General features: G+C 46.0%; 16 protein-coding genes and 1 pseudogene. 7 read left to right on the top strand and 10 right to left on the bottom strand.

Features of this window, described 5'->3' with window-relative positions; all coding sequences use genetic code 11:
* Positions 1 to 385 (top strand): IS200/IS605 family transposase (gene tnpA, locus C6H66_RS08505; RefSeq protein ID WP_105395345.1); only part of this gene is annotated, 385 nt, incomplete at its 5' end.
* 131 nt (positions 386 to 516) lie between these two features.
* Here tnpA and C6H66_RS08510 read toward each other — a convergent pair.
* A complete protein-coding gene (locus C6H66_RS08510; protein WP_105395346.1) occupies positions 517 to 984 on the bottom strand; it encodes an Hcp family type VI secretion system effector in 468 nt (155 codons plus the stop codon).
* Between the two features lie 821 nt (positions 985 to 1,805).
* On the opposite strand from C6H66_RS08510, the gene C6H66_RS08515 reads away from it, so the two are divergent.
* Together C6H66_RS08515 and C6H66_RS25600 are read left to right on the top strand one after the other, a co-directional pair.
* On the top strand, positions 1,806 to 2,120 hold the full coding sequence (locus C6H66_RS08515; RefSeq protein WP_105395347.1) for an antitoxin of toxin-antitoxin stability system: 315 nt from the start codon (positions 1,806 to 1,808) through the stop codon (positions 2,118 to 2,120).
* Positions 2,117 to 2,629, top strand: coding sequence for a hypothetical protein (locus C6H66_RS25600; protein ID WP_146111035.1), 513 nt, complete (start codon positions 2,117 to 2,119; stop codon positions 2,627 to 2,629). Before C6H66_RS08515 ends, C6H66_RS25600 begins: the two co-directional genes overlap by 4 nt.
* 116 nt (positions 2,630 to 2,745) lie before the next feature.
* On the opposite strand, the gene lsrG is transcribed toward C6H66_RS25600, so the two are convergent.
* From lsrG to lsrA, 6 genes are all read right to left on the bottom strand, one after another.
* Entirely contained in the window at positions 2,746 to 3,045 is a 300-nt protein-coding gene (lsrG, locus tag C6H66_RS08525) for a (4S)-4-hydroxy-5-phosphonooxypentane-2,3-dione isomerase (RefSeq protein ID WP_046396252.1), read from the bottom strand.
* A gap of 12 nt (positions 3,046 to 3,057) precedes the next feature.
* The gene (lsrF, locus tag C6H66_RS08530; RefSeq protein ID WP_011147358.1) at positions 3,058 to 3,933 is read right to left on the bottom strand and encodes a 3-hydroxy-5-phosphonooxypentane-2,4-dione thiolase; all 876 of its coding nucleotides are present in this window, start codon (positions 3,931 to 3,933) and stop codon (positions 3,058 to 3,060) included.
* Between the two features lie 68 nt (positions 3,934 to 4,001).
* Complete coding sequence (lsrB, locus tag C6H66_RS08535) at positions 4,002 to 5,021, bottom strand: autoinducer 2 ABC transporter substrate-binding protein LsrB (protein WP_105395349.1); 1,020 nt, start codon at positions 5,019 to 5,021, stop codon at positions 4,002 to 4,004.
* Between the two features lie 62 nt (positions 5,022 to 5,083).
* The gene (gene lsrD, locus C6H66_RS08540) at positions 5,084 to 6,085 is read right to left on the bottom strand and encodes an autoinducer 2 ABC transporter permease LsrD (protein ID WP_036813924.1); all 1,002 of its coding nucleotides are present in this window, start codon (positions 6,083 to 6,085) and stop codon (positions 5,084 to 5,086) included.
* Positions 6,085 to 7,086 (bottom strand): autoinducer 2 ABC transporter permease LsrC, encoded by a 1,002-nt coding sequence (gene lsrC, locus C6H66_RS08545; RefSeq protein WP_036778821.1) that lies wholly within the window; start codon positions 7,084 to 7,086, stop codon positions 6,085 to 6,087. The genes lsrD and lsrC overlap by 1 nt, the downstream gene beginning before the upstream one ends.
* The gene (lsrA, locus tag C6H66_RS08550) at positions 7,080 to 8,615 is read right to left on the bottom strand and encodes an autoinducer 2 ABC transporter ATP-binding protein LsrA (protein WP_105395350.1); all 1,536 of its coding nucleotides are present in this window, start codon (positions 8,613 to 8,615) and stop codon (positions 7,080 to 7,082) included. The genes lsrC and lsrA overlap by 7 nt, the downstream gene beginning before the upstream one ends.
* 233 nt (positions 8,616 to 8,848) lie before the next feature.
* On the opposite strand from lsrA, the gene lsrR reads away from it, so the two are divergent.
* Both lsrR and lsrK read left to right on the top strand, forming a co-directional pair.
* Positions 8,849 to 9,841 (top strand): transcriptional regulator LsrR, encoded by a 993-nt coding sequence (lsrR, locus tag C6H66_RS08555; protein WP_105395355.1) that lies wholly within the window; start codon positions 8,849 to 8,851, stop codon positions 9,839 to 9,841.
* A gap of 104 nt (positions 9,842 to 9,945) precedes the next feature.
* On the top strand, positions 9,946 to 11,538 hold the full coding sequence (gene lsrK / locus C6H66_RS08560) for an autoinducer-2 kinase (RefSeq protein ID WP_105395351.1): 1,593 nt from the start codon (positions 9,946 to 9,948) through the stop codon (positions 11,536 to 11,538).
* A 569-nt stretch (positions 11,539 to 12,107) separates the two neighbouring features.
* On the opposite strand, the pseudogene C6H66_RS08565 reads toward lsrK, so the two are convergent.
* From C6H66_RS08565 to C6H66_RS08575, 3 genes and pseudogenes are all read right to left on the bottom strand, one after another.
* Positions 12,108 to 12,191, bottom strand: a pseudogene (locus tag C6H66_RS08565) (IS1595 family transposase); the annotation flags it as partial.
* 188 nt (positions 12,192 to 12,379) lie between these two features.
* The gene (locus C6H66_RS08570; protein ID WP_105395352.1) at positions 12,380 to 12,679 is read right to left on the bottom strand and encodes a type II toxin-antitoxin system RelE/ParE family toxin; all 300 of its coding nucleotides are present in this window, start codon (positions 12,677 to 12,679) and stop codon (positions 12,380 to 12,382) included.
* A complete protein-coding gene (locus C6H66_RS08575) occupies positions 12,669 to 12,929 on the bottom strand; it encodes a type II toxin-antitoxin system ParD family antitoxin (protein ID WP_229000702.1) in 261 nt (86 codons plus the stop codon). The genes C6H66_RS08570 and C6H66_RS08575 overlap by 11 nt, the downstream gene beginning before the upstream one ends.
* A 489-nt stretch (positions 12,930 to 13,418) precedes the next feature.
* Between C6H66_RS08575 and C6H66_RS08580 the strand changes: the two genes are divergently transcribed.
* Entirely contained in the window at positions 13,419 to 14,744 is a 1,326-nt protein-coding gene (locus tag C6H66_RS08580; RefSeq protein ID WP_105395353.1) for an MFS transporter, read from the top strand.
* Positions 14,745 to 15,691: 947 nt separating this feature from the next.
* On the top strand, positions 15,692 to 25,612 hold the full coding sequence (locus C6H66_RS08585; RefSeq protein WP_105395354.1) for a non-ribosomal peptide synthetase: 9,921 nt from the start codon (positions 15,692 to 15,694) through the stop codon (positions 25,610 to 25,612).
* Positions 25,613 to 26,171: the final 559 nt, after the last annotated feature.

The following is a 26,171-nucleotide window of genomic DNA, read 5'->3' on the forward strand; positions in this document are numbered from 1 at the left end:
CCATTTTGTGTGGGTAACGAAATACAGGCACAAAGTGCTGATAGGTGAAGTAGCAATACGGGTGCGCGAGTTAGTTCGTCAGACATGTGAAGCATTTGAAATCAGGATATTAAAAGGGGTCGTGAGCAAAGATCATGTTCACATACTGGTGAGTAGTCCCCCGACATTATCTCCCTCAGAAATCATGAGGAGACTGAAGGGAAGGACAGCGAGTAAGTTGTTTGAAGAGTTTTCGCATCTAAAGAAACGCGACTGGGGTCAGCATTTTTGGGGCAGAGGCTATTTTTGTGCGACGGTGGGTCAGTTAACGGAAGAGATGATAAAGGCTTATCTGGAGCATCATTTTGAACCAAACCCGGATGATAACTTCAGGATGGACAATTGACGCATCGTTCAGCCGATGCGTATCCGGACTTTCAGTCCGTTAATCACTAACCCACCGACTTTAGTCGGTGGTTGTTGAGTTTGAAGTTTATCTAAATACCTCCCGTTTGGGAGGTGGTATTTTATTGAGAGTTAATATACCGTATCTTCCCATATACTATAACCGCCGGTTCCTGCGATAATATGGTTCCACGTTATACTTTTATATATTAACGATAGCGTTTCTTGAGGTTGCTGGTCATTATTTTCTAAAGAGTTGGGATGGAGTACACTGTATTCCAATATTTGAGCTCCGATTAGCTTTAAATTAAAATATAATTCTAATCCTCCATTTAAACTTGTCCTATAATGGTTAATAAAACAATCCATTACTTCATTATTGGAAATTGCAACACCTAACAGAGGCGTTGATTTATCAATGGGTTTTCTAATTATCACCGGTTGATGTTTAACGTTTTTCTTACGTAACATTGAGTGGCTCAAACCGTAAACCAGAATTTCATCTTGATGGTTAACTTGGTATTTATTACCAATCGAGTCAATTGATGAACAACCCGCGGAGATGAGTCCCTGATCTTGCCCTTTTATCGTTAAATAAATTAACGGCCTATCCCAATAGGGCTATTTTATTTGCCATTTTGAACCTGGGCAGTGTTCAAAATCCTCACGTACTACGTGTACGCTCCGGTTTTTCCGCGCTGTCCGTGTTCAAACTGCCTGCAACAATTACGCCTATTGGGATTGGCACTAAGTCAGCCAAAATATATTTACTCCTATGTCATTGGTATGAATGATGTAGATAAGAAAGTAGTTTGGTTTTCAGACTCGTCTCTTTTTCTTCTAACTTTCGTCATGCTGCCAAGAAGGTAAAATACAAGTATGCTTGCCTGCTTGGAGAGCATTTTGAAATATTCCAATTTTGGCATCAAAGAGGAGAATGCTAATCAAGGTTCTTTCCATTCCTCGAAAATAGCGCAATTCGATCAAAAGTCAACCTTTTTGGTTGGTTTTAAAACAATTGTTTGTTGGCGATATCGGTATTATTAACACGACATTCAGTAATGTAGGTTTTGACTTTAAGATATTTGGTTGAGAATTATTACTTGTTGATTTTAGTGATAGGCAAGGAAAACGTAGCGTTATTCTTGGAGAATAAATATGAATAGAGGTTTATAAAGAAAGAACATGGAGGAGAATGAGGAATATTGATGCCGTGTTAGCCCCGCGAGTTGCAAATATATACTGCTTCACAGTATAGTCCTGAGAAGTAAAAACATGATCAGAGTGTACTGGTTTATTATGAGAACCCTGTAAATTAATAATTTATTAATCTACGAGATGTTAGTGGTATCCAAATATAGCTCTATATTTAGAGCTGAATTTTGAGCTATATATGGCAGTGTTAAGTGGAGGTATGCTATATGTTACAGAAGGTTATGTGTGGTTACACCATACCGATAAGCAAGTTCAAAACCAATCCTAGCGCGGCTTTGGCGGAAGCCCAAGGAGATGCTATTGCTGTCTCATCAAACAATCAGATCCAGTTCTATGCCGTGCCTGCACATATGTATGAAGAGATTATTAATTTTGTTGAGTTTGCTCAACGAGGGACAACTGAGTTAAAAAATATTCCAGCTAATTTTACTGGTGAAGGTTTGGATATGGATCAGGTTGCTACTGAGATGGCAACGAAACTTAAACATGGTTCCCTGTACTTAAGGCCGATAAAAAAGTGAATCAGAAAGCAGAACCTGGGATTCAACCCAAAAAGAAAGAGTTCAATAAGATAAAGGCAGATAATTCTGTCAGGAAACTATCATCTGCACAGAAGCAAGATCGTGACGCTCGTTTCTCAGCACGTCGAAAAGCTTTAAAGGAGTCAATCCTATCAGATTCAATCTGGTTGACCTCAGAGGCTGTTTCAAATGGATATGGGTTTAAATCCAGCAATAAGAGTGTAGGGCCAAACAGATGGAAAAACAGTAATAAGATTTTTGCGATTACGATTGATGGTAAAGGTTATTTTCCTCAATATGCTTTAGATGAAGATTTTAAACCGCTTGATATTATTAAGAAAATCATCACATTATTTGGTGATAAAAAAACCTCTTGGGGATTGGCTGTTTGGTTTGGTTCGAATAATAGTTGGTTAGGTAATAAGAAACCTAAAGAAGTTCTGAGAACAATGCCAGAGCAAGTACTTATTGCCGCTAGGGAAGAACTGGAAGGGGGAGGGCATGGTTAAGAGAAAAGACCAAAAATTACAGGGAGCGTCAAAATCCCCGGGAGCATAGATAACTATGTGACCGGGGTGAGTGAGTGCAGCCAACAAAGAGGCAGCTTGAAAGATGACGGGTATATTTATTTTATTTCCGGCATCACACCTATAAACGATCTCTTCTTCCTGGGTTCAGACATTAGGGATTCAAGATGTTCAACACATTGCAGATAATGAGGAGTTTGCTTGTGTGCGTAAGCCGCTTTTTCATCAACATAGGCTTCATAAATATAAAAGCGGGTAGGGATATTTTCATCCCGTAATACATCAAAACGTAAATTGCCTGCTTCTTTAATTGACCCCAGATGATTAAGGCGAAAAATTTCAATAAATTCGTCTAATTTGTCCTGCTTAACATTAATTTCAACCAGAGTTACGTGCATCTTATATTCTCCTTATTGTTTTTCACTTAAAAATAACTCGTAAGCTTTGCTGGCATTCTCATTCTGGTGTACGACGGCTTGAACCGCTTTTAACATGGCAACCGGAGCTTCGGATTGGAATATATTACGGCCCATATCAACACCGGCAGCCCCTTGATCAATGGCCTGGTAACACATCTCCAGAGCCTCTTTTTCTGGTAGCTTTTTACCACCCGCAATGACAATAGGAACTGGGCATCCGCTGGCAATACGTTCAAAGCCTGTATCGACATAGTAAGTTTTAATGATTTGTGCGCCCATTTCGGCCGCAATGCGCGTCGCCAGAGAAAAATAACGTTGATCCCGAACCATATCTTTACCAACGCCGGTGACTGCCATTGTTGGCATACCGTAACGCATTCCCTGATCGACTAATTTGATAATGTTCTTAATTGATTGATGCTCATATTCAGAGCCGATATAGACCTGAGCGGCTACGGCACAGACATTCAGGCGTAAAGCATCTTCCATCGCAACCGCGACCGCTTCATTGGAGAGTTCCGTCAGAATCGAGTTGGCGCCGGAAGCACGTAGGACCACCGGTTTATTGGTTGCGGGTGGAACCTGACTACGCAGAATACCGCGGGTACACATCAAGACGTCGGTATGGGGGAACAGTGGAGCAATATTGATATCGATGCGTTCAAGCCCGGTTGTTGGCCCTTGAAAATAACCGTGGTCGAAAGCCAACATAACTGTTCGATTGGTTTTGGGATTAAAAATGCGGGAAAGTCGTGATTGCATTCCCCAATCCAGTGCGCCACAGCCTTTCAGTTCAAACAGGCTGTTCTTCTGCGGGATATCAATACCAAAATCTTTACCATCTTTAATATCATCTAAATCTGCCATTTTTCTTCTCCTAACTCACTTACATTGGTCCAGCAACCATGCATGGCAGAGATTGCTGGACAGTAGCATTAGAAATCGTATTGATTGATATTGTCTTTGGTGAAAATGACCCGTTCAGGCAGAACAACAATACCGTTTCCTTTGGCCTCATAGCGATAACCCTGAACGCGGTTTGGGACAACTTCGACAATGCCAATATCGGGAATATCTAGTTTATCGCCGACATTTAAATCACCCTTCTTGAGTAATTCATTGGCGACATGAATCGATATTTTGCCTTGGTTGACCACATCCCAAAGCCCGAATTGCTTCACGGTTCCGCGTTCGACATAAGGACGCATGACATTGGGGGTGCTGAAACCGACGATCGCAACATCTTGTCGTTTCAGATTTTCTGCCGCTTGGGCCGCAGCAGGCAGGGCGTTGGCATCCGGGGCAATAATGGCGTCCAGATCACTCCAGGCTTTTAAGATCCCTTCTGCGGTTTGTAAGGATTTGGTTGCATCGTTATAACCAAATTGGGTGGTGACAATTTCCCAACCTGGGTGTTCCGCGGCAATTTTATCTTTGGCTTCTTTTACCCATTGGTTTTGATCAGTTACCGTTGGGCTGGAGTAGAAAAACGCGACTTTGGCTTGCTTTTTTTGCACCTGATTGGCAGCCATGTCCACCAGCATTCCGCCCAACTGACTTGGCGTTCCCTGATTGATATAGATAGAACGGCATTCCGGCGAGGTGTCTGAATCCCAGGTTAGAATTTTCACCCCCCGTTGCATGGCTCGTTTCAACGCGGGGCATAGGCCATCCGGTGAAACCGCCGAGACCACAATAGCGTCATAGCCTTGGTTCACGAAGTTGTTGATAAGCTGAACTTGCCCGGCAACACTGGGTTCTGTCGGTCCATCATAGGTAACATTGACACCCAGGGCTTTCCCGGCGGCTACTGCGCCTTGGCCGCCACTGGTAAAAAAGCCGACACCGACCAGTTTAGGGATGAAAGCAATTCTTTCGGCGGCATGTACCCAAGAGGCGCAAGCCAAACTTAATAGGCTAATTAGAGCCAGTTTTTTCAGGATTAATGTTTTCATTACTCTCTCCATATTGTTGGGTTTCAGAGGGACTGTAATGTCATAAAATTCAACCTGTCGATTTAGGAAGACAACCTCTGATTTCGCCATCGCTGTATCCAGTCACGAATTTGGTGGTGATGCAGGCTGATGGAACGTCCTACCACGGCAATAATTAACAGGGCGCCGGCGAGGGCGCTGGATACCTGATTGGGAACGCCTGCCATCTGTAATCCCTGTTGTAAATAACCAATTAATAATATAGCCAGCGCGGTGCCGATGATTGAACCTGAACCACCGTAAATATTGGCTCCGCCCAATACTACCGCGGTGATTGCCGGCATCAGAAATGACGCGCCAAGGTCAGAGCGAGCTGATCCAAAATAGGAAACTAATACAATGGCGGCGATAGCAGAAGCGATGCCGGTCAGGGTATAGAGAAGATACAGTGTTCGGGCAATGGGAATTGCCGCGTAACGGGCAACTTTACTGCTTTGCCCAATCAGGAAAATATTGCGTCCACTGTGGGTACGATGCATGAAGAGCCAAAAAATAAGGAGACAGAGTAAAAACAGCACTAATGGCATGGGTAGGCCAAGCACCGTCAAATTAGCGAAGTCAGTCAATGCTTGTGGGAAGCCGCCAATGCCTTCATAACCGGTTGCGCCGGAGATGCCGGAAAGCAGCAGAGCGCTGCCGCCGAACAGATATAGGGTACCGAGTGTGATAACCAGCGGGTTAATGCCGGTATATAAAATCAGCGCGGCATTGATTATTCCACATATTGCACCGACCAGTAGAGTTAAAGGAATGGCGGCGGCCATTGGAATACCGACCTGATTCATCACTCCGAGCGATATCGCGCACAAACCAATAGTTGAGCCGAATGAAATATCGATACCGCCACTCACAATGACCATAGTCAGCGGCAAGGCCACAATCCCGATGCAAATAAAATCACTGGTACTCAGCAACAATATATTGATATCCAGCATGCGCGAGTTTGCTATGCCAAATAGCAGAATTTCAATAATCAGTAATGCGGCTAGGGCGAATTCCCAACCATAACGTTGACCGATACTCATTATGTCACCTGATTACTTTTGTCATTTTTGAGGAAACGGGCATATTTTTGTTGGCGGATATTTTTTTCGATGGCACAACGAAGGCGTCCATCAAAAATCAATACTGCCAGCAGAACAAATCCGGCAATAAAATCATTCCACCAGGCAGGAAGTTTTAGTAGTACTAATCCGCTGTTTATCTGCGTCAGGAAAAATGCGCCTAAAATAGCGCCGATTACTGTACCGGTGCCGCCAAGCAGACTGATGCCGCCTAGCACACAAGCTGCGATAGCTCTCATTTCCAACCCATTACCGGTCTGATTTGGGATAAAACCAATCTGGGAAGCAAAAACAATCCCGGCCAGTGCGGCCATCACGCCATTTACGGAAAAGGCGATAATTTGAATGCTATCTGTACGAACGCCCAATTGACGAGCGCCTTGCAGGTTGTCTCCTGTGGCGTAAAAGCTCCGGCCAAATGGGGTTTTTGCTAGTATCCACGCCATTGCTAATATCAAGATCATTAACAGCCAGCCGATAGGTGAGATATTGAGCCATAAAGGTGCGGAAAGGCGCTTTAATTCGTCCGGTAAGCCTTCAATCCATTTACCGTCAGTCAGCAATAACATCAGGCCACGGTAAAGCCCCAGCGTGCCGAGAGTGGCAACAATCGCGGGAATTTTCAGCCAGGCGACCAGTACGCCATTAATGAACCCGGCACCCATACCGAGGAGAAGAGTCAACAGGCAGGAAACGGGCAGGCTAAAACCGGCATTCAATGACATTCCCATCATGACCGCGCATAAGCCGACAATGGAGCCGACAGAGACATCAATATTGCGAGTCAGCATGACCAATGTTGCCCCCATTGCAAGCAAGATAAGGATCTGCGCACTACTGAAAACGAGGGTGACAGTTTGTAAGTTAAAATACTGGTGGTCGATGAGACTAAGTAAGCCAAATAGACAGAGAATGGCAATTAATGCGGTAATTTCTCGATTATTCTGGATAAGTTTCAACATGATGCCGCCTGTTGTGATTTATGTTCGCCGAAAGCGATGTGCATAATGGTATCAATATCCATTTGTTGCTTAGTTAATTCGCCGTTGATTTCTCCCTGATGCATAACTAATACCCGATCAGTCATTTGAACCACTTCATCCAGATCCGATGAAATAAAAATAATCGCCACTTGTTGTTGGGCGATATGGCGAATCAGTTGGTAAATATCATTGCGTGCCGCGACATCCACACCACGTGTAGGTTCATCAATAATAAGAACGGCGGGGTGAGCTTCCAGACATTTAGCAATCAGCACTTTCTGTTGATTACCGCCGGACAGCGTTTTGATCGGCTGGTTGATATGGCTGAATTTGATATTCAGGATTTGGCAATAGCGTTCAAGGACCGCGGTGTCATAGGCGGGGCGTATCCAGAATGTATCGCGGTTGTGGGTTAGTGAGCAGATATTCCAGCCGAGTGATGAATCCAGAAATAGTCCTGATGACTGCCGATCTTCCGGCAAATAAACCAAACCCTGAGCCAGACGTTGAGCGGTTGTTAGCTCATTAATGGCGTATTGTTTTAACTTGACTTCACCGGATATCGCAGGGCGCAGGCCATAAAGGGTTTCAGCCAGTTCGGTACGACCTGCGCCGACAACGCCGGCCAAGCCAAGAATCTCACCGGGTTTCACTGAGAATGTGATATTGCTGAAACCCTCGCCACTCAGTTTTGTGACTGTCAGTATTGGTCGATCTGGCGCTGTCTGGTGCCGGTTATTGTTGAGATCCAGGCTCAATTTTGGGACGCCGTTTAATGTCTGATTTTTCGCGGCCGGTGTAATAGCCTGAATAATATCATCTGTTGTGTAATCGTGGATTTCGCCACTTAAAGCAATACTACCGTCACGCATGACGCTGACCTGATCCGCTAATTGGTAGATTTCAGGGATTTTGTGAGAAATAAAAATGATGCCGACGCCTTGCTGTTGTAACTCGCGGAGCTGGGCAAATAGGCGTTTGGTTTCTGCTGGCGTCAGGGAGGCGGTAGGTTCATCAAGGATTAAGATTTTCGAATTACGCATCAGGCCGCGCATAATTTCTACCAATTGCTGATCGGCGACATTAAGGCTGCTAGCACTGACATGCAGATCTAATTGACAGCCAAGTAATGCCAGTCGCTGTTTCATTTTAGACTTATCTACCTGATGCTTTGGCAACCGAAACAGAATGTTTTCTTGTACAGACAAATTCGGAAATAGCAATGGTTCTTGTGGTATCAGATAAATACCGAGTTGATGGGCTTTAGTGGGATTAAGATGGCTGACATGATCACCGCTAATCTTGAGAGTGCCTTTATCTGGCTGCTCGATACCGGCAATAATCTTCATCAGTGTTGATTTGCCCGCGCCATTACCCCCTAACAGAGCATGTATCTGCCCTGAAAGCAGAGTAAAATCAATATGTTTCAGTACCATTACGCCGGAAAACTGCTTACTGATGCCACTGACTTCTAATAGTGGTGGTACTGCGGTGTTGTTATGTAACATCGCGGCATCCTCTTAACATACAGGTGCGGAGGCAGACAAAATGAACATTTATATATTTAAAAAACAATTGTTCAACATGGTAGCTGTTAAATTGTGATATTGGCAATATTTAGATCACATTTTGTGAAAAATTTGCATATTCATTGAATTATGTTCAAATTTTTGCGGTAAGACTCTGGCGTGTTATACGTTTTAATGGTTATCTGTTGAGTGCGGATAAAAAGAAAGTGGTTATGTCGATAAAATCAGTGAAAGAAAAGTCAGCTAAAGAGAAAAATGAGGACACCTATCCGGGTAATAGCATGAGTGAAGAAGAGCTGCTTGCGCGTATTGCATGGTTTTACTATCACGATGGCCTGACACAAGGCGACATCGGCGATTTGCTTGGTTTGAGCCGGTTAAAAGTCTCCAGATTACTGGAGAAAGGGCGGCAATCAGGTGTCATTCGGGTACAAATTAACTCTCGTTATGAGGGGTGTTTGGCGCTGGAAGATACCCTGCAAAAACATTTCTCTTTGAAACAGGTGCGCGTTTTACCAGCACTGGCGAATATGAATCTTAATGCCAGATTAGGGGTCGGCGCGGCACATTTGCTGATGGCATTGATTGAACCGCAGCAATTATTAGCAGTGGGATTTGGTGAAACCACCATGTGCACATTGCAACATTTAAGTGGCTTTATCTCATCACAACAAATCAGGTTAGTCACACTATCCGGTGGCGTCGGTCCTTATATGACCGGTATTGGTCAACTGGATGCAGCTTGTTCAATCAGTATTATCCCTGCCCCATTACGAGCTTCCACGGCTCAGGTTGCTGAAACATTCCGTCAGGAAAGCAGTGTCCAAGATGTTTTGCTGGCGGCTTGCGCGGCTGATATTGCTATCGTTGGTATTGGCGCGGTTAATCAGAAACAGCAGGCGACAATTATGCGTTCTGGTTATATCAGTGGTGGTGAACAGCTAATGTTTGGTCGGAAAGGCGCTGTGGGCGATATCCTTGGCTATTTTATGCGTGCTGATGGTGAACTGGTGGAGGATATGCAGATTCATCAGGAGCTGATAGGTATCTCCATGCCAGAACTAAAAACCATCCCGACAGTGATTGGCGTCGCGGGAGGGGAAGAGAAAGCGGAAGCCATTATTGCCGCGTTGCATGGTCAATATATCAATGGACTGGTGACGGAAGAACAGACTGCCAAAGCAATGCTGAATTTGCTGCGTTGAACCCTGTATTGACTCTATCCGTGAAATAAGCAGAAAAAATTTGAGGTAAAGCTATAAGTTTAAAAAGTAATAGTTCAAAAAGTAATTAAACTGAGGATAGCATCATGAATCAACGCCGTAGTGCTAATCCATCGGGAAAATATCTGATGGCGCTTGATGCAGGAACAGGGAGTGTTCGTGCAGTGATATTTGATCTTGAAGGGAATCAGATCGCCGCAGGACAGGCTGAATGGATACATCAGCCTGTACCTGATGTACCGGGTTCAATGGAGTTTGATTTAGCGACGAACTGGCAACTTGCATGCCAATGTATTCGTCAGGCGCTGAAAGCCGCGGAATTGCCCGCCAGCGCTATTCAGGGGGTGGCATCCTGTTCCATGCGGGAAGGCATTGTGCTTTATAACCGCAATGGCGAGCCGATCTGGGCTTGCGCGAATGTGGACGCGCGTTCCAGCCATGAAGTGAGTGAATTGAAGGCGCTGTATGACAGCACTTTTGAATATGATGTTTACCAGTGTTCAGGGCAAACATTAGCCTTGGGTGCAATGCCTCGTCTGTTATGGTTGGCTCATCATCGTCCTGATATCTATCGTCAGGCAGCGGCTTTAACCATGATCAGCGACTGGCTGGCAAATATGCTCAGTGGCGAAGTGGCTGTCGATCCCTCCAATGCCGGTACGACAGGCATGCTGGATCTGGCAAGTCGTGACTGGCGGCCCGATCTGCTTGAGATGGCAGGATTGCGCTCTGATATTCTTTCGCCGGTAAAAGAGACCGGAACCTTGTTAGGTTACGTCACTGAGAAAGCCGCTACTCAATGTGGATTGAACGTTGGCACACCGGTCATTATGGGCGGTGGCGATGTACAGCTTGGCTGTCTTGGTTTAGGTGTTGTCAAACCTGCCCAGACCGCCGTTATCGGTGGCACTTTCTGGCAGCAGGTGGTCAATTTGCCGGCGCCAGTCACTGACCCGAATATGAATACACGGATAAACCCTCATGTTATTCCTGGCATGGTTCAGGCGGAGTCCATTAGTTTCTTTACTGGCTTAACCATGCGTTGGTTTAGGGACGCATTTTGCGCGGAAGAAAAGCTGTTGGCAGAGCGTCTTGGTGTTGATACTTATAGCTTACTGGAAGATATGGCGGCCAGAGTCCCGGCAGGCTCTTACGGTATCATGCCAATTTTCTCTGATGTGATGCGATTTAAAGCTTGGTATCATGCTGCACCTTCCTTTATTAACCTTTCCATTGATCCTGAGAAATGCAATAAAGCGACCCTATTCCGTGCGTTGGAAGAGAACGCAGCGATTGTCTCGGCCTGTAACTTGGATCTGATTTCTGCTTTTTCCGCAGTGAAACCGGATTCACTGGTATTCGCTGGTGGGGGTTCAAAAGGAAAATTATGGAGCCAGATTTTATCTGATGTGACAGGATTGCCGGTTCGGGTGCCGATGGTTAAAGAATCAACCGCTTTGGGATGTGCCATTGCCGCCGGAGTGGGAGTGGGGCTTTATGATGCAATGGGGACGACAGGGGAAAAACTGGTGCGTTGGCAACATGAATATCAGCCAAATCCTGAACATTATGAAGTGTATCAAAAGGCTAAACAGGATTGGCAGGCGATATATGCTGATCAATTAACGTTAGTCGATCATGGTTTGACAACTTCATTATGGAAGGCGCCGGGATTATAGCTTGCAATGGGTTGATCCACCGTATTGCTAGGTGCGCTTGTGCTAATAGGCGACTTGTGCACCAAGTATTTTCTTAATGCCTGAAAATATATAATGTCGTGGTAATGGTTTGTGATAACCGTTAATTTACTGGTATTTATGGTCTGTCCCGCCTCAATAATACTGTAATGTTGGTCTGGAATTGAAAGGTATCGACTGTATTTCTTAATATGGGAGCAAATTCAAAAAGAAGAACTTCCGAAAGTCTTGGAACAAGCATATCATTCTTAATGAACCGTTTTTAATTGAGATCCCTGTTGCTTACGACTATAACTTATTAAAACATGTAGTTTGATTCGATGCATGATTTATGGACTTGATATACTTATAGAGTAAATTTATATGGACGCAAGAACTGACTATTTTATTCAGTCCGCATTAGAGGTCTTTGGAGAGAATCTCCTTGGTATTGTGGAAACTGATTCATATCTCCGCCAGCCCGATTATTCTTCTCGGTGTGTGAGGCATTTTTACGTGATTGTACCTGATAATTTCGCCACAGGTTGCATTACATCACTAAGATACCTTCCTGCCGCAGTGTGCGCTGTGGCTCCTGCCACAAGGAGCTGCTGAAGACATTTTTGCTTGTATTGGCTAATCCGAATTTTTCTCATTTGGATATCCTAGATCAAATGACTTATCTAGGACAGTCCCTATATTTAACTATGGCGATCAAAATGCCAATGCCAAATGTTCAGCACGCATTAAGTGATTTTTTACACGATTGAACCTCAAAATCCGATCATTAGAGATCCTGATATTCCCCCTTCCTGTTAGGCTGGTTTTTGCGAAACCTCAGTATTCATTCCATGTGCCGTTGATAATCCATAGATTGATGTAAGACTCTTACAATAGTGATACCATTTGCCATTAAGCGAAAAAAGATAATGTGTGAAGCAACCGGGAATGCCTTTAGCCCAAGTCGAACATGGTTGTAATTCCGGGCCAGCCCGGGAGCTTCAGCAAGTGTATGAAAAGCCCTGTCGATATTCTTGATATATTGATACGCTTTTTCCAGGCCAAATTCTTGATAACTGTATTCAAAAATAGCTTCTAAGTCCTGTTCAGCTTTAGGCTTTAGAAAAAATGTTTTACTGGACATTGTGTGTTTTATTTTTCATACGTGTAAGGAAAGTATTGAGATCCCACGCTACAACTTCGCCACTGTTATCACCGTCATCAATTAGCTGACGAAGTGCTTCCAGTTTGGATTCAGCTTGTTTTTCCTGTAATAACCGTAATCCTTCCCGAACGACTTCACTATTAGTTTTGTAATAACCTGATTCGACTAGGCTTTCTACAAAACCACGTAATTCTTCGCCGGTATCTACTGTCATTGTACGCGATACCATAATACACCTCATTCAGATAACTAATATTCTATAGTGTAAGACATATTCTTACACTTCGAAAGTATTTCGTCACGTAGGACGTTCATTACCCAGAAACGCAAGTGGAAAAATCATAAAAGAGCAATTAAAACAATTGATTAGGAATTCATGAATTCTCAAAAGTGGGATAGGTTATTAGATGTTTTCGTTATTATTAATGTGAATTCAGAGGACAGAGGACAGAGGACAGAGGACAGAGGACAGAGGACAGAGGACAGAGGACAGAAATTTTAAATTAGAGATGTGACTATCAGTCAATAGAGATATTTCAGGAAAATGTTATAAATTGAAAATAATAACGTCAATTATGTTTTTCATGATGATAATATGGATGTTAATAAAATTAATGCAGGAAATATTGAAAATAAATTTTCTTTACCTCTATTATTAAACCAGATAATTTATCTTTATAATTAAGAATAATGAGTTTTTTAATATTGGTGATTTAAGATGGATAGCACTAAAACAGTCAGTATTCAACATGTTATTAATAATCAAAAATTTTCGAAGGTTCAATGGCAAGTATTAATTTTATGTTTCTTAATTGTTGTTATTGATGGTTTTGATACGGTATTAATGGGGTATATTGCACCAGCCGTGGTCAATGATTTTAAAGTAGAAGGTGCTATTCTTGGGCCGGCTATGAGCGCCGCTCTTTTTGGGTTATCGTTGGGGTCGATTTTTGCCGGTCCACTTGCCGATCGGTTTGGTCGAAGGTCAGTGCTGACAATATCCGTCACGGTTTTTGGCCTATTGAGTCTTGCTACCGCTGTCGCAGATTCAATACAGACATTAACTATTTTGCGGTTTTTGACTGGGTTGGGTCTTGGTGCGGCAATGTCAAATGCAATAACCTTAATATCTGAATATGCACCAGAGAATCGGCGATCTTTGTTAATAAATATCGTTTTTTGTGGTTTTCCTCTCGGTGCTGCGGTAGGAGGGGTAATTTCTGCATGGATTATTCCACATTTTGGCTGGCAGGGAGTTTTGATTTTAGGGGGTATTCTGCCGTTATTTCTATCGCTATTTCTCTTTTTTCTATTACCTGAGTCACTTAGATATTTGGCTTTGCAAGGTGGTTCAAAGGATAATAATATAAGAAGAATTTTATCTAAAATGACCGGCGATACTTTAAATGATATAAACAAATTTACTTTTGATGGAGAAGAAGTTATATATAAATCGTCAATTAAAACGGTTTTATCTAATCGATTCTTAGTTGGGACGACAATGTTATGGATAACCTATTGCATGGGAGCATTGGTTTTTTATGTTCTGACAAGTTGGATGCCGTTTTTAATGAATGATGTTGGTTTCAGTATTAGCATGGCGGCAACACTGACAGGATTATTTCCTTTGGGAGGCGTAATTAGTACGATCTTTTCCGGTTGGTTAATGGATCGAATTAATCCTCATAAAGTGGTTGCAACTAATTATGCTCTGGCTGGTATTTTAGTCTTTTTTATTGGTCAGGAAGAAAATGTATTATTATTGAGTATTCTTATATTTCTTGCCGGGATAACGATGAATGGCGCTCAGGCGTCGATGGGTGCAATCTCTGCACAATTTTATCCTACTCATTGTAGGGCGACGGGTGTTGCCTGGATGTTAGGGTTTGGAAGATTCGGTGGGATTTTCGGTATCTTATTTGGCGCAGAACTGATCAAGCTTGAATTAAGTCATGGCACTATTTTTGCCATTTTATCCATTCCAGCTATTATAGCTGCTTTATCATTAACATTTAAGGATGTGAGTTATAGAAGACATAAATAGATAATTTTATAAAAATAACAATTGATTAATATATTAAAGATAATTGGTGTTAATGTCCATGCTATTTTAAAATAGCATTAATCATAAAGTTAAAATTAATGTTTAGTTATAAGTGTATGTAGTGAAAAAGTTATTTTCTTATATTTGAAATTTGAATGAGATATAGGGTGCCTTAAAGTTAAAGTATTTAAATGGGAGAGTGTTTGATTTGTGCGATAGTAAATATTATTGATTAGTATATAGATTGCGTTGTGTATTATTATAAAGCAATGAAAAATTAAGTTATTTTAATTTGAAATTGTTTATTATTGGTTGTTGATATAATAACATTTGTGTTTTTTTACATTCTAATTATTGCAGGGTATATGTAATTAAGTTAAATATAATTTGTATTTATCCATTTGTGGTATATTTGTTAGCGGTATTGTCTTATTGTTGAAAAATAATTTTTTATGAATTATTTTTAGCTTGACGTTATATTTTGGTATGATTGAATATACAGGATTATTTTATGCCTATTGAATAACTATATTTGGAATTAGTATATCCTTTTATTATTGGAATAGGGACTATTTTATAGGTGATTGTCAAAGTAATATTTTGATAATTAAATGTAATTTGGTCTGTTTTTTCTTTTAAAATACTTGGTTTGTTTTTGAAATGGTTTTAATTAGGTATTAATGGAAAACGGATAAAGTATAAAGGTTATTGGGTAATTATGGATAATAAATGCAGTTAATGGTTAAGTTTTTAATTATGTAATATCAGCGTCCGTCAACGAAAATTACAGTCAATTAATCGATCTGTAGCATCCGGTATCAGAGTCTCTTGGGTGGATAGCCGATGTGTTTATTTTTATTTTTGGGCAAGAAGTAGGAGAGAAACATTAGTGATGACTGTCGGGAATGACGGTTTTCAAATTTCTAACAGATTCATTGAGGTAGTAGATGAAAAATAACATTGCTAAAGTGGGAAGTGCGTTTAAAACTCAGACGTCAGAAAATATGACCGACGCAAATGACGTTTCACAACAGACTCGAAATACAAAGAATATCCTTGAGAGACTCACACCCAGTGAATTATTTTGGTATGAGCGTCTTGCTGCTTTGCAACCCCTCCAGTTACCTTTCGAAACCGCCGGAGAACAAACAGAACCCAGATGGACAATGAGCGCTTGGCAGTCCCCTCTACCTAAAAATGGTGAAGAGGAGCCATTGCGAACGTTGTTGCAGACTTTTGTCATTTACCTTGCGCGCCTGACTCAACAGACCTCATTCCAAATCGGTTGGCGTGTGGATGAGGTAAAAGATGAGTCGGCAAATCTGGCGACGGTGGTGCCTATGGCCGTTGAGGTAGCGCTTGATAAGCCTTGGCGTGAGGTAGCTGGCTGGGTTGATGATGAGCTGTCCCGGTTGGAGCAATACGGTACATTTAGTTGTGATCTCTTCTCTTGTTCTCCTTCGTTGCAGGCTATCCCGGCGTTGGCAACCAGTCGGCCGTGGCGAATCGCCGTCTCGTTGATAAAGGATGATAAGCCACGTGATCAGAAGATATCCGGCGAATTGTTGACCTTCCAGATAAATGAGCAGGGCGGTTTTCGCTGGATCTATGATGAAAATCGCCTGAGCACGGAAGTTGTTTTACGGATGAGTGAGCACTTACAGGTGCTGGCAGCATCGAAAAAGATGGGGGATGAAATTCCCGTCGGGCAGCTTAATTTGTTGCCTGAGGCTGAACGTACATTATTGCTGGAAACTTGGAACACGACTGAAATCCCTTATCCTGACCCGTTATGTATTCATCAATTATTTGAGCAACAGGTAGAGCAAACTCCAGAGGCCACGGCGTTAGAGTATCAAGGGCAAAGACTCAGTTATGCTGAATTAAATGCTGGCGCTAACCGGCTGGCGCACCAGTTGATTGCATTGGGCGTCGTACCGGACCAGCGAGTAGCGATCTGTGTAGCACGCTCCCCGGCGATGGTGGTGGCGCTGTTGGCAGTGCTGAAAGCTGGCGGGGCCTATGTGCCGCTGGATTCAACTTACCCGGCGGAACGTCTGGCGTTTATCCTAAATGATACTGCCCCGTCAGTGGTGTTGGCTGATGCGGCTGGTCGGGAAGCGTTGGGTGAAGCTGCGCTGACTGGGTTAACAGTGCTTGACCCGAATATCCTCCCCGACCAACCGGACAGCAATCCATTGGTGACTGCGTTGACGCCACAGCATCTGGCCTATGTGATTTACACCTCCGGTTCAACCGGGCAGCCGAAAGGGGTGATGATAGAACATCAGGCGATTTATCAACGTCTTCTGGGCGTTAATGACACCTATGCCGTCACTGTGCAAGATCGGGTGTTGCAATTTGCCGCGTTTGCGTTTGATGTTTCAGTAGAAGAATTTTTCTCGACATTATGCAATGGGGCCGCACTGGTGATCCGGGATGATAGCTGGCTGGCTTCGGTACAGGAATTTATTGCTTTAACCCGGCAACATCGTATTACGATTGTTTCTCTGCCGACTCTATTCTGGTCTGAACTGGCGGCCAGAGAGCCTGGGTTATCGTTACCGGATTGCCTTCGACTCGTCATGATTGGTGGTGAGGCGGTAAAAAAGAACGCCGTTCAGGATTGGTTTAAGCAGGAAGGCCACCGGCCCCGGTTGTTGAACGGTTATGGTCCGACGGAAAATACCGTGACGGTGACTTATAAGGAGCTATTATCCCCGGAAGATGCCCGTTCTATCGGTCGGCCAACTAAAAATTCCCGCATATATCTGTTGGATAGAGAAGGTCAACCGGTTCCATTGGGTGGCATTGGAGAAATGTACATTGGCGGTGTGGGTGTGGCGCGAGGTTATCTCAACCGACCTGCATTGAGCGCGGAACGTTTTCTGCCGGACCCCTTTAGCCCGGAATTCGACGCGCGGATGTATCGCTCTGGGGATTTGGCCCGCTTTCTGCCGGACGGTGATCTGGAATTCCTGGGCCGTAACGATGAACAAGTTAAAATCCGTGGCTTCCGGGTTGAGTTGGGGGAAATTGAAACCCGTTTGGTGGAACACCCAGCGGTACAAGAGGCGGCGGTGCTGGCACTGGATGATGGGCAGCACAAACGGCTGGTCGCCTATGTGGCGGCGGAAGCACACGAGAGATTGGCGGCTGATTTACGTGAATACTTGAGTACGATTTTGCCTGACTATATGGTTCCGGTAGCTTTTGTGCGTCTGGATACCTTCCCGCAGACTCCGAGCGGCAAACTGGATCGTCGGGCATTACCGGCGCCAAGAGAGGAAGATTTTGCCCGTCAGATTTATGAGGCGCCGCAAGGGGAGGCTGAGATCGCCCTGGCGGCTATCTGGCGTGAATTATTGGGCATTGAGCAGATAAGCCGGCATGACAGTTTCTTTGCGTTAGGCGGCCATTCACTGCTTGCTGTACGCATGATTGAACGTCTGCGTCACTTGGGATTGACACTAACGGCGCGCGATCTGTTCCAGTCACCGGCGCTGTCAACGCTGGCCCAAGCGTTGGGACAGCATCAGACCGTGATGATACCGCCTAACGTCATCACTCCCACTACCACGGCGCTGACGCCGGAGATGTTGCCATTGATTGATCTGACCCAAAATGAGATTGATCACATCGTTGAACTGGCGCCGGGCGGGATGACCAATATTCAGGATATCTATGCATTGTCGCCGTTGCAGGATGGTATTCTGTTCCACCATCTGTTGGAACAGGAAGGCGACCCGTATCTGTTGCTCTATCCGGTGGTCTTTGCTAACCGATCTCTGCTGGACCGTTATCTGGCTGCGGTGCAACAGGCGATTGATCGTCATGACACCCTGCGGACGGCTTTTATTTGGCAAGGATTGTCAGCCCCGGCACAAGTGGTCTTGCGCCGAGCACAGTTGCCCGTGACGGAGCTGACGCTAGACCCGGCTGACGGCCCGGTGATTGACCAGTTAACCCAGCGTTTTGATCCGAGTCAGTATCGTCTTGATCTGGGGCAGGCTCCGTTATTGCATTTTGTTATCGCTCAGGAAACGGATGGTCGTTGGTTCTTACTGGAAGTGCAGCATCACTTAATTGGCGACCATGAAACGATGGAAGTGATGCACCGTGAAGTGCGGGCCTATTTTGCCGGGCAGGAAGAGCGCCTGCCTACGCCAGCGCCTTTCCGCAATCTGGTGGCTCAGTCCCGGTTGGGGGTGAGTCAGGCAGCGCATACCCGTTTCTTTACCGACATGTTGGCGGAGGTGGATGAGCCAACGTTGCCATTCGGACTGGCGGAGGTGCATCGTGACGGATCTCGCATGACGGAATCCTATCGGATGCTAACCACCTCATTAAATGATCGCCTGCGCAGTCAAGCCCGGCGTTTGGGCATCAGTCTGGCGGCGTTGTGTCATCTGGCATGGGCGCAAGTGTTGTCGCGTATCAGCGGGCAAGAGAAAGTGGTGTTTGGCACCGTCCTGTTTGGGCGTATGGCTGCGGGAGAAGGGGCAGACAATGGCATGGGGCTGTTTATGAATACCTTGCCGTTGCGGTTGGACATCGATGATACCCCGGTACAGGAGAGCGTGCGGGCGGTTCATTTACGATTGGCTGAATTACTGGAGCATGAGCATGCTTCACTGGCGCTGGCTCAGCGGTGCAGTGGGATACAAGGTGATAGCCCACTCTTTAGCGCCCTGTTCAACTATCGCCATAATGAGCCACTGCCGGCGCTGGATGAGACAATGGCCGGGATTGAATTCTTGGGGGAACAGGAACGGACCAACTATCCATTTGGCCTATCGGTAGAGGATGGTGGTTCTACGTTAGGGTTGACCGCTCAGGTGGTACAACCGTTTGAGTCAGAGAGACTATGCGGTTATATGCAGCAGGCGTTGGAAAGTCTGGCGGAAGCCCTTGAGCAGGCCCCGGAGACGCCGATACGTGTGCTAAATGTCCTGCCCGAAACGGAACGGATGCTGTTACTGGAAACCTTGAATGCTACTGAAATCCCCTATCCTGACCCGCTATGTATTCATCAACAGTTTGAACAACAGGTAGAGAAAACCCCGGAAGCGACTGCGTTAGTCTATGAAGAGCAGACTCTCAGTTATGCCGAATTAAATGCTCGCGCCAACCGTCTTGCCCACCAACTGATTGCATTGGGCCTGATACCAGATCAGCGGGCGGTGATTTGCATGGCGCGTTCACCGGCGGTAGTGGTGGCGTTGTTGGCGGTGCTGAAAGCGGGCGGGGCTTATGTACCGCTTGACCCGACTTATCCGGGAGAACGTCTGGCGTATATCCTGAATGATACGGCCCCGTCAGTGGTATTGGTTGATGAAGCTGGCCGGGCGGCGCTTGGCGAACAGGCACTGGCCGGGTTGACGGTACTTGACCCGAATATTTTGCCGGACCAGCCGGACAGTAACCCACAGGTAGCCGAATTGACGCCGCGACATCTGGCTTATGTCATCTATACCTCCGGTTCAACCGGGCAGCCGAAAGGGGTGCTGATAGAACATCAGGCGCTGTATCAACGTCATCTGGGATTTAATGACACTTATGCCGTCACTGCGCAAGACCGGTTATTACAATTTGCCTCTTTTGCGTTTGATGTTTCAGTAGAGGAATGCTGCTTGTCATTGTGTAATGGCGCCACGTTAGTGATGCGTGATGAGCGTTGGCTAACTTCTATGCAGGAATTTATTACCTTAGCCCGGCAAAACCGTATCACTGTGATGTCTCTGCCGGCGTTATTTTGGTCCGAACTAGTTGCCAGAGATAATGGATTACCGTTACCGGATTGCCTCAGACTCATCATCATTGGGGGTGAGGCAGTGAAAAAGAGCGCCGTTCAGGATTGGTTTACGCAGGAAATCCACCGACCTCGACTATTGAACGCCTATGGCCCGACGGAAAATACCGTGACGGCGACCTGTAAGGAGATATTATTCCCGACAGATGATCGTTCTATCGGTCGGCCGGTTAAAAATACTCGCATTTACCTGCTGGACAAATACGGTCAGCCCGTCCCATTAGGCTGCGTTGGTGAAATGTATATTGGCGGCGTAGGCGTAGCACGGAGTTATCTTAACCAGCCGGAATTGAGTGCGGAACGTTTTATAGCCGATCCCTTTAGTCCGGTATCCGGTGCGCGAATGTATCGCACCGGCGATTTGGCCCGCTACCTGCCGGATGGCGAGCTGGAGTTCTTGGGGCGTAACGACGAGCAGGTAAAAATTCGGGGCTTCCGGATCGAACTAGGGGAGATTGAAGCCCGGTTGATAGAGCACCCGGCGGTACGAGAGGCGGCGGTGCTGGCATTGGACGACGGGCAACACAAACGGCTGGTCGCCTATGTGGCAGCGGAAGCGCATGAGAGATTAGCTGCTGATTTACGTGAATACTTAAGTGCGATTTTACCTGACTATATGGTTCCGGTGGCCTTTGTACGTATGGATGCTTTCCCGCAGACGCCGAACGGCAAGTTAGATCGCCGGGCATTACCGGCGCCGCGGGAAGAGGATTTTGCCCGTCAGGTCTATGAAGCGCCGCAAGGGGAAGCAGAGATCGCTCTGGCTGCTATCTGGAGTGAGTTATTGGGTATTGAGCAGATTAGCCGACATGACAGCTTCTTTGTGTTGGGTGGCCATTCATTGCTCGCTGTACGCATGATTGAACGCTTGCGTCACTTGGGGTTGACTCTGACGGCGCGGGCTCTGTTCCAATTTCCGGTGTTGTCAGACTTGGCCCAAACATTGGGACAACATCAGGCTGTCGTGGTGCCGCCTAACGTCATCACCCCGGCCACTACGACGCTGACGCCGGAAATGTTGCCGCTGATTGATCTCACTCAGACTGATATTGATCGCATTGTCGGGCAGGTGCCGGGTGGAGTGGCTAATATTCAGGATATCTATGCCCTGTCGCCGTTACAGGACGGTATCCTGTTCCATCACCTGTTGGAACAGAAAGGCGACCCGTATCTGTTGCTCTATCCGGTGATCTTTGAGAATCGCTCGTTATTGGACCGTTATCTGGCGGCGGTACAACAGGCGATTGATCGCCATGACATCCTGCGTACGGCTTTTATCTGGCAAGGATTATCAGTTCCGGCGCAGGTGGTCTGGCGTCAGGCACGGTTGCCTGTGACGGAACTGACGTTAGACCCGGCTGACGGCCCAGTCATTGACCAGTTAACCCGGCGTTTTGATCCGGGGCACTATCGTCTTAATTTGAGTCAGGCGCCGTTACTGCATTTTGTCATCACTCAGGAAACTGATGGCCGCTGGTTTTTACTGGAATTGCAGCATCACTTGATTGGCGACCATGAAACGTTGGAAGTGATGCACCGTGAAGTGCGGGCCTATTTTACCGGGCAGGGGGATAGCTTGCCTGCGCCGGTTCCTTTCCGCAATCTGGTGGCTCAGACTCGGTTGAAGGGGGATCAGGCAGCACATACCCGTTTCTTTACCGACATGTTGGCGGAGGTGGATGAACCAACATTCCCATTCGGGCTGGCGGAAGTACATCGTGACGGCTCTCAAATGAGGGAATTTCACCGGATGTTGGCACCTGAGCTGAATGACCGTTTGCGTGGCTTGGCTCGGCGTTTCGGTGTCAGTCTGGCGGCGTTGTGTCATCTGGCTTGGGCACAGGTACTGTCGCATACCAGCGGGCAAGAGAAAGTGGTGTTTGGCACAGTTCTGTTTGGGCGCATGGAAGCGGGAGAGGGGGCAGACAATGGGATGGGGCTGTTTATGAATACCCTGCCGTTGCGACTGGATATTGATGATACCCCGATACAGGATAGCGTGCGTGCGGTACATTTGCGACTGGCCGGATTGCTGGAACATGAGCATGCTTCACTGGCGCTGGCCCAGCGGTGCAGTGGTATTGCCAGCGGTACGCCGCTCTTTAGCGCTCTGTTCAACTATCGACATAACGCCTTATCGGCAATGTCGGACGACATCATCACAGGCGTTGAATTTTTGGACGGACAGGAGCGGACTAACTACCCATTTGGGCTATCGGTGGAAGATGGTGGTTCCACGTTGGGGCTAACCGCTCTGGTGGTACAGCCGTTTGCGCCAGAGAGACTATGCGATTATATGCAGCAGGCGCTGGAAGGTCTGGTGGAAGCGCTTGAACAGGCTCCGGAGACACCGGTACGAGCGCTGAACATCCTGCCTGAAACGGAACGCACACTGTTGCTGGAAACCTGGAATACCACGGAAAACCCGTATCCTGACCCATTATGTGTTCACCAACTGTTTGAGCGACAGGTAGAGAAAACCCCGGAGGCGACTGCGTTAGTATATGAAGAGCAAAGTTTCAGCTATGCCGAATTAAATGCTCGCGCCAACCGCCTTGCCCATCAATTGATGACATTAGGCGTCGTCCCAGATCAAAGAGTAGCGATTTGCATGGCACGTTCCCCGGCGATAGTGGAGGCGTTGTTGGCGGTGCTGAAAGCGGGCGGGGCTTATGTGCCGCTGGACCCGGCTTATCCGGGAGAACGTCTGGCGTATATTTTGGATGATACGGCCCCGTCAGTGGTACTGGTTGATGAAGCTGGCCGGACGGCGCTTGGCGAACGGGCACTGGCCGGACTGACGGTACTTGATTCGCATATTTTACCAGACCAGCCGGACAGTAACCCACAGGTAATCGGATTGACGCCACAACATCTGGCTTATGTTATCTATACTTCCGGTTCAACCGGGCAGCCGAAAGGAGTGATGATAGAACATCAGGCGGTGTATCAACGTCATCTGGGTTTTAACGAGACCTATGCGGTGACTGCGCAAGACCGGTTGTTACAATTTGCCTCTTTTGCGTTTGACGTCTCAGTAGAAGAGTGCTGCTTGTCACTATGTAATGGCGCTACATTGGTCATGCGCGATGAGCGTTGGCTGACTTCGATGCAGGAATTTATTTCCTTGGCTTGGCAGAACCGTATCACAGTAATGTCGCTGCCGGCGCTATTTTGGTCTGAACTGATTGCCAGAGATAACCCATTACCGCTACCGGATTGCCTCAGATTCATCATTATTGGTGGTGAAGCGGTTAAAAAGAGCGCTATTCAAGACTGGTTTGCGCGGGAAACCCACCGACCTCGACTATTGAACGCCTATGGTCCGACGGAAAATACCGTAACGGCGACCTGTAAGGAGATATTATCCCTGGCTGATGATAGTTCTATCGGCCGGCCGCTTAAAAATACCTGCGTCTATCTACTGGACGGATATGGTCAACCGGTCCCATTAGGCTGCGTTGGCGAAATGTATATTGGCGGCGTTGGGGTTGCACGGGGTTATCTTAACCAGCCGGAATTAAGTGCGGAACGTTTTATAGCCGATCCTTTTAGTCGAGTATCTGGTGCGCGGATGTATCGCACAGGGGATTTGGCTCGTTACTTACCGGACGGTAATCTAGAATTTCTGGGCCGTAATGACGAGCAGGTAAAAATTCGGGGCTTCCGAATTGAGTTAGGGGAGATTGAAATCCGGTTGTTGGAACACCCGGCGGTGCAAGAGGCGGCGGTGTCGGTGTGGGAGGATGGTCGAGACAAACATTTGGTCGCCTATGTGGTAGCGGGAGCGAATGAAGAGCTAACGGCCAGTTTGCGTGCTCATTTGAGTGCCATTTTGCCAGATTATATGGTGCCGTCAGCGTTTGTACGTCTGGATACCTTCCCGCAAACCCCGAACGGCAAGCTAGATCGCCGGGCATTACCGGCGCCGCGGGAGGAAGATTTTTCCCGTCAGGTCTATGAAGCGCCGCAAGGGGAAACTGAGACAACTCTGGCGGCTATTTGGGGTGAGTTACTGGGTGTTGAGCGGGTCAGCCGCCATGACAACTTCTTCGCATTGGGCGGCCATTCATTGCTCGCTATGCGAATGACCAATATTGTCGCTGGTCGAGGAATGGTTTGCACACTGAATACCTTGTTCCAATTCCCGGTGCTAGCTGAACTGGCCGCAAAAATCACCTCAGATTTACTGTCTCAGCCGCAAAATAGCGCCATATCGGTACGACTTGATAGGACAGGGTTGCCGCTGTTCTTTGTGCCCAGTGGTATGGGTGATTACTCCTATGCTTTCGGGTTGGCTCAGCATATTCCGTCGGACTACCCGATTTATGCACTGCCTTGGCCTTCCATCAGTGAGGAGCCGATGTCAACGATGGAAGAGCAGGCTGCCAGAATGATCACCTTGATGAAAGCTGTTCAACCGGTAGGCCCATATCGGATAAGTGGTTACTCTTCTGGTGGAATATTGGCTTATGCCATTGCCCAACAGCTTTTGAGTGCTGGCGAGCGAGTTAATTTCCTGGGGCTGATTGACACGCTTGCTCCTCATTGCTTTGGTGAGCAGGTAGCGCAACCAAAACATCAATTCTTTGCTGAATTGGTCAGGCAATTAGGGGAAGAACACGCTGAAGAGATTGCTGAGTTGCATCAGCGAATCGATGAGTTGAATTTGGTGCAATTTATTGCAGCGGCGCAGGAACTAGCGTTATATCCCGTTAATCTGAGTGCTGACTTAATGGCAAAACGTTGGGAACAGATAGAGCATTATGATCAAATAGTCAAAGATTATGAGCCACAAGCATTAGCGGTAACGTTGCATCAGTTTTATGCGATGGAACCTTACCCGTCTATTTCTTTTGTGACGGATAAAAAGTCAGAGCCTTTAAATATCGATCCATCGCTAGGTTGGGCGCAGATAATAGCTGATACTTCGCTTAAACTGATTGCGATACCGGGTGACCATTTTAGTTTATTGGAAGATGATGAGAATAAAGCCGCTTTAGCTCAGGCTTTGAATAGGGCGTTGGAAATCGGTTTTGCAAAGGAGGTAGTGTAATTACTGATATAGTCAGGAGTTTTAAATAATTTAATCTTGATATGATAATCCGGTATATATTGTTTATACCGGATTATTTTTTTACTTATTCTTTTTCCCAAGTTAACAGAGCTTTTCACTGATAGCTTTATGATGGGCAGGTTTTAATCGATGATTAAAAACCGTGGCTTTAACCGCCGATTTTAATTGTTATCAGGTTTTAACCGTTGTTTTTATCACTTTTACTCCCTGATTTTTATTCAGTTTAATCATCATGGCATATCGTGTGTTACATTTAACCAACGTGAATCATACCCGCTTTTTATCTTTGCTGAGGCTGTTTACTCTCAACCCTGAAAGATTTCTATAGGTTATTTTTCGCATAAATTAGGCCAGTGAATAGCCTGATAATATTAAAGATATTCCCTTATACTTTCTCGGATAATCAACTCTCTGTTTAGAGGTTAAATCCTGATACATTAACCATTTTACCCCTCTTTTTATTGCGYTTACCGCCTCAAGGTGCATGCCGATCGACACCGCGCCTGCATCCTTTTAGACGTTGAAACCAGACAAAATC

Origin of the sequence: Photorhabdus hindustanensis (assembly GCF_002968995.1) — a bacterium.
GTDB classification, from domain to species: Bacteria; Pseudomonadota; Gammaproteobacteria; order Enterobacterales; family Enterobacteriaceae; genus Photorhabdus; species Photorhabdus akhurstii.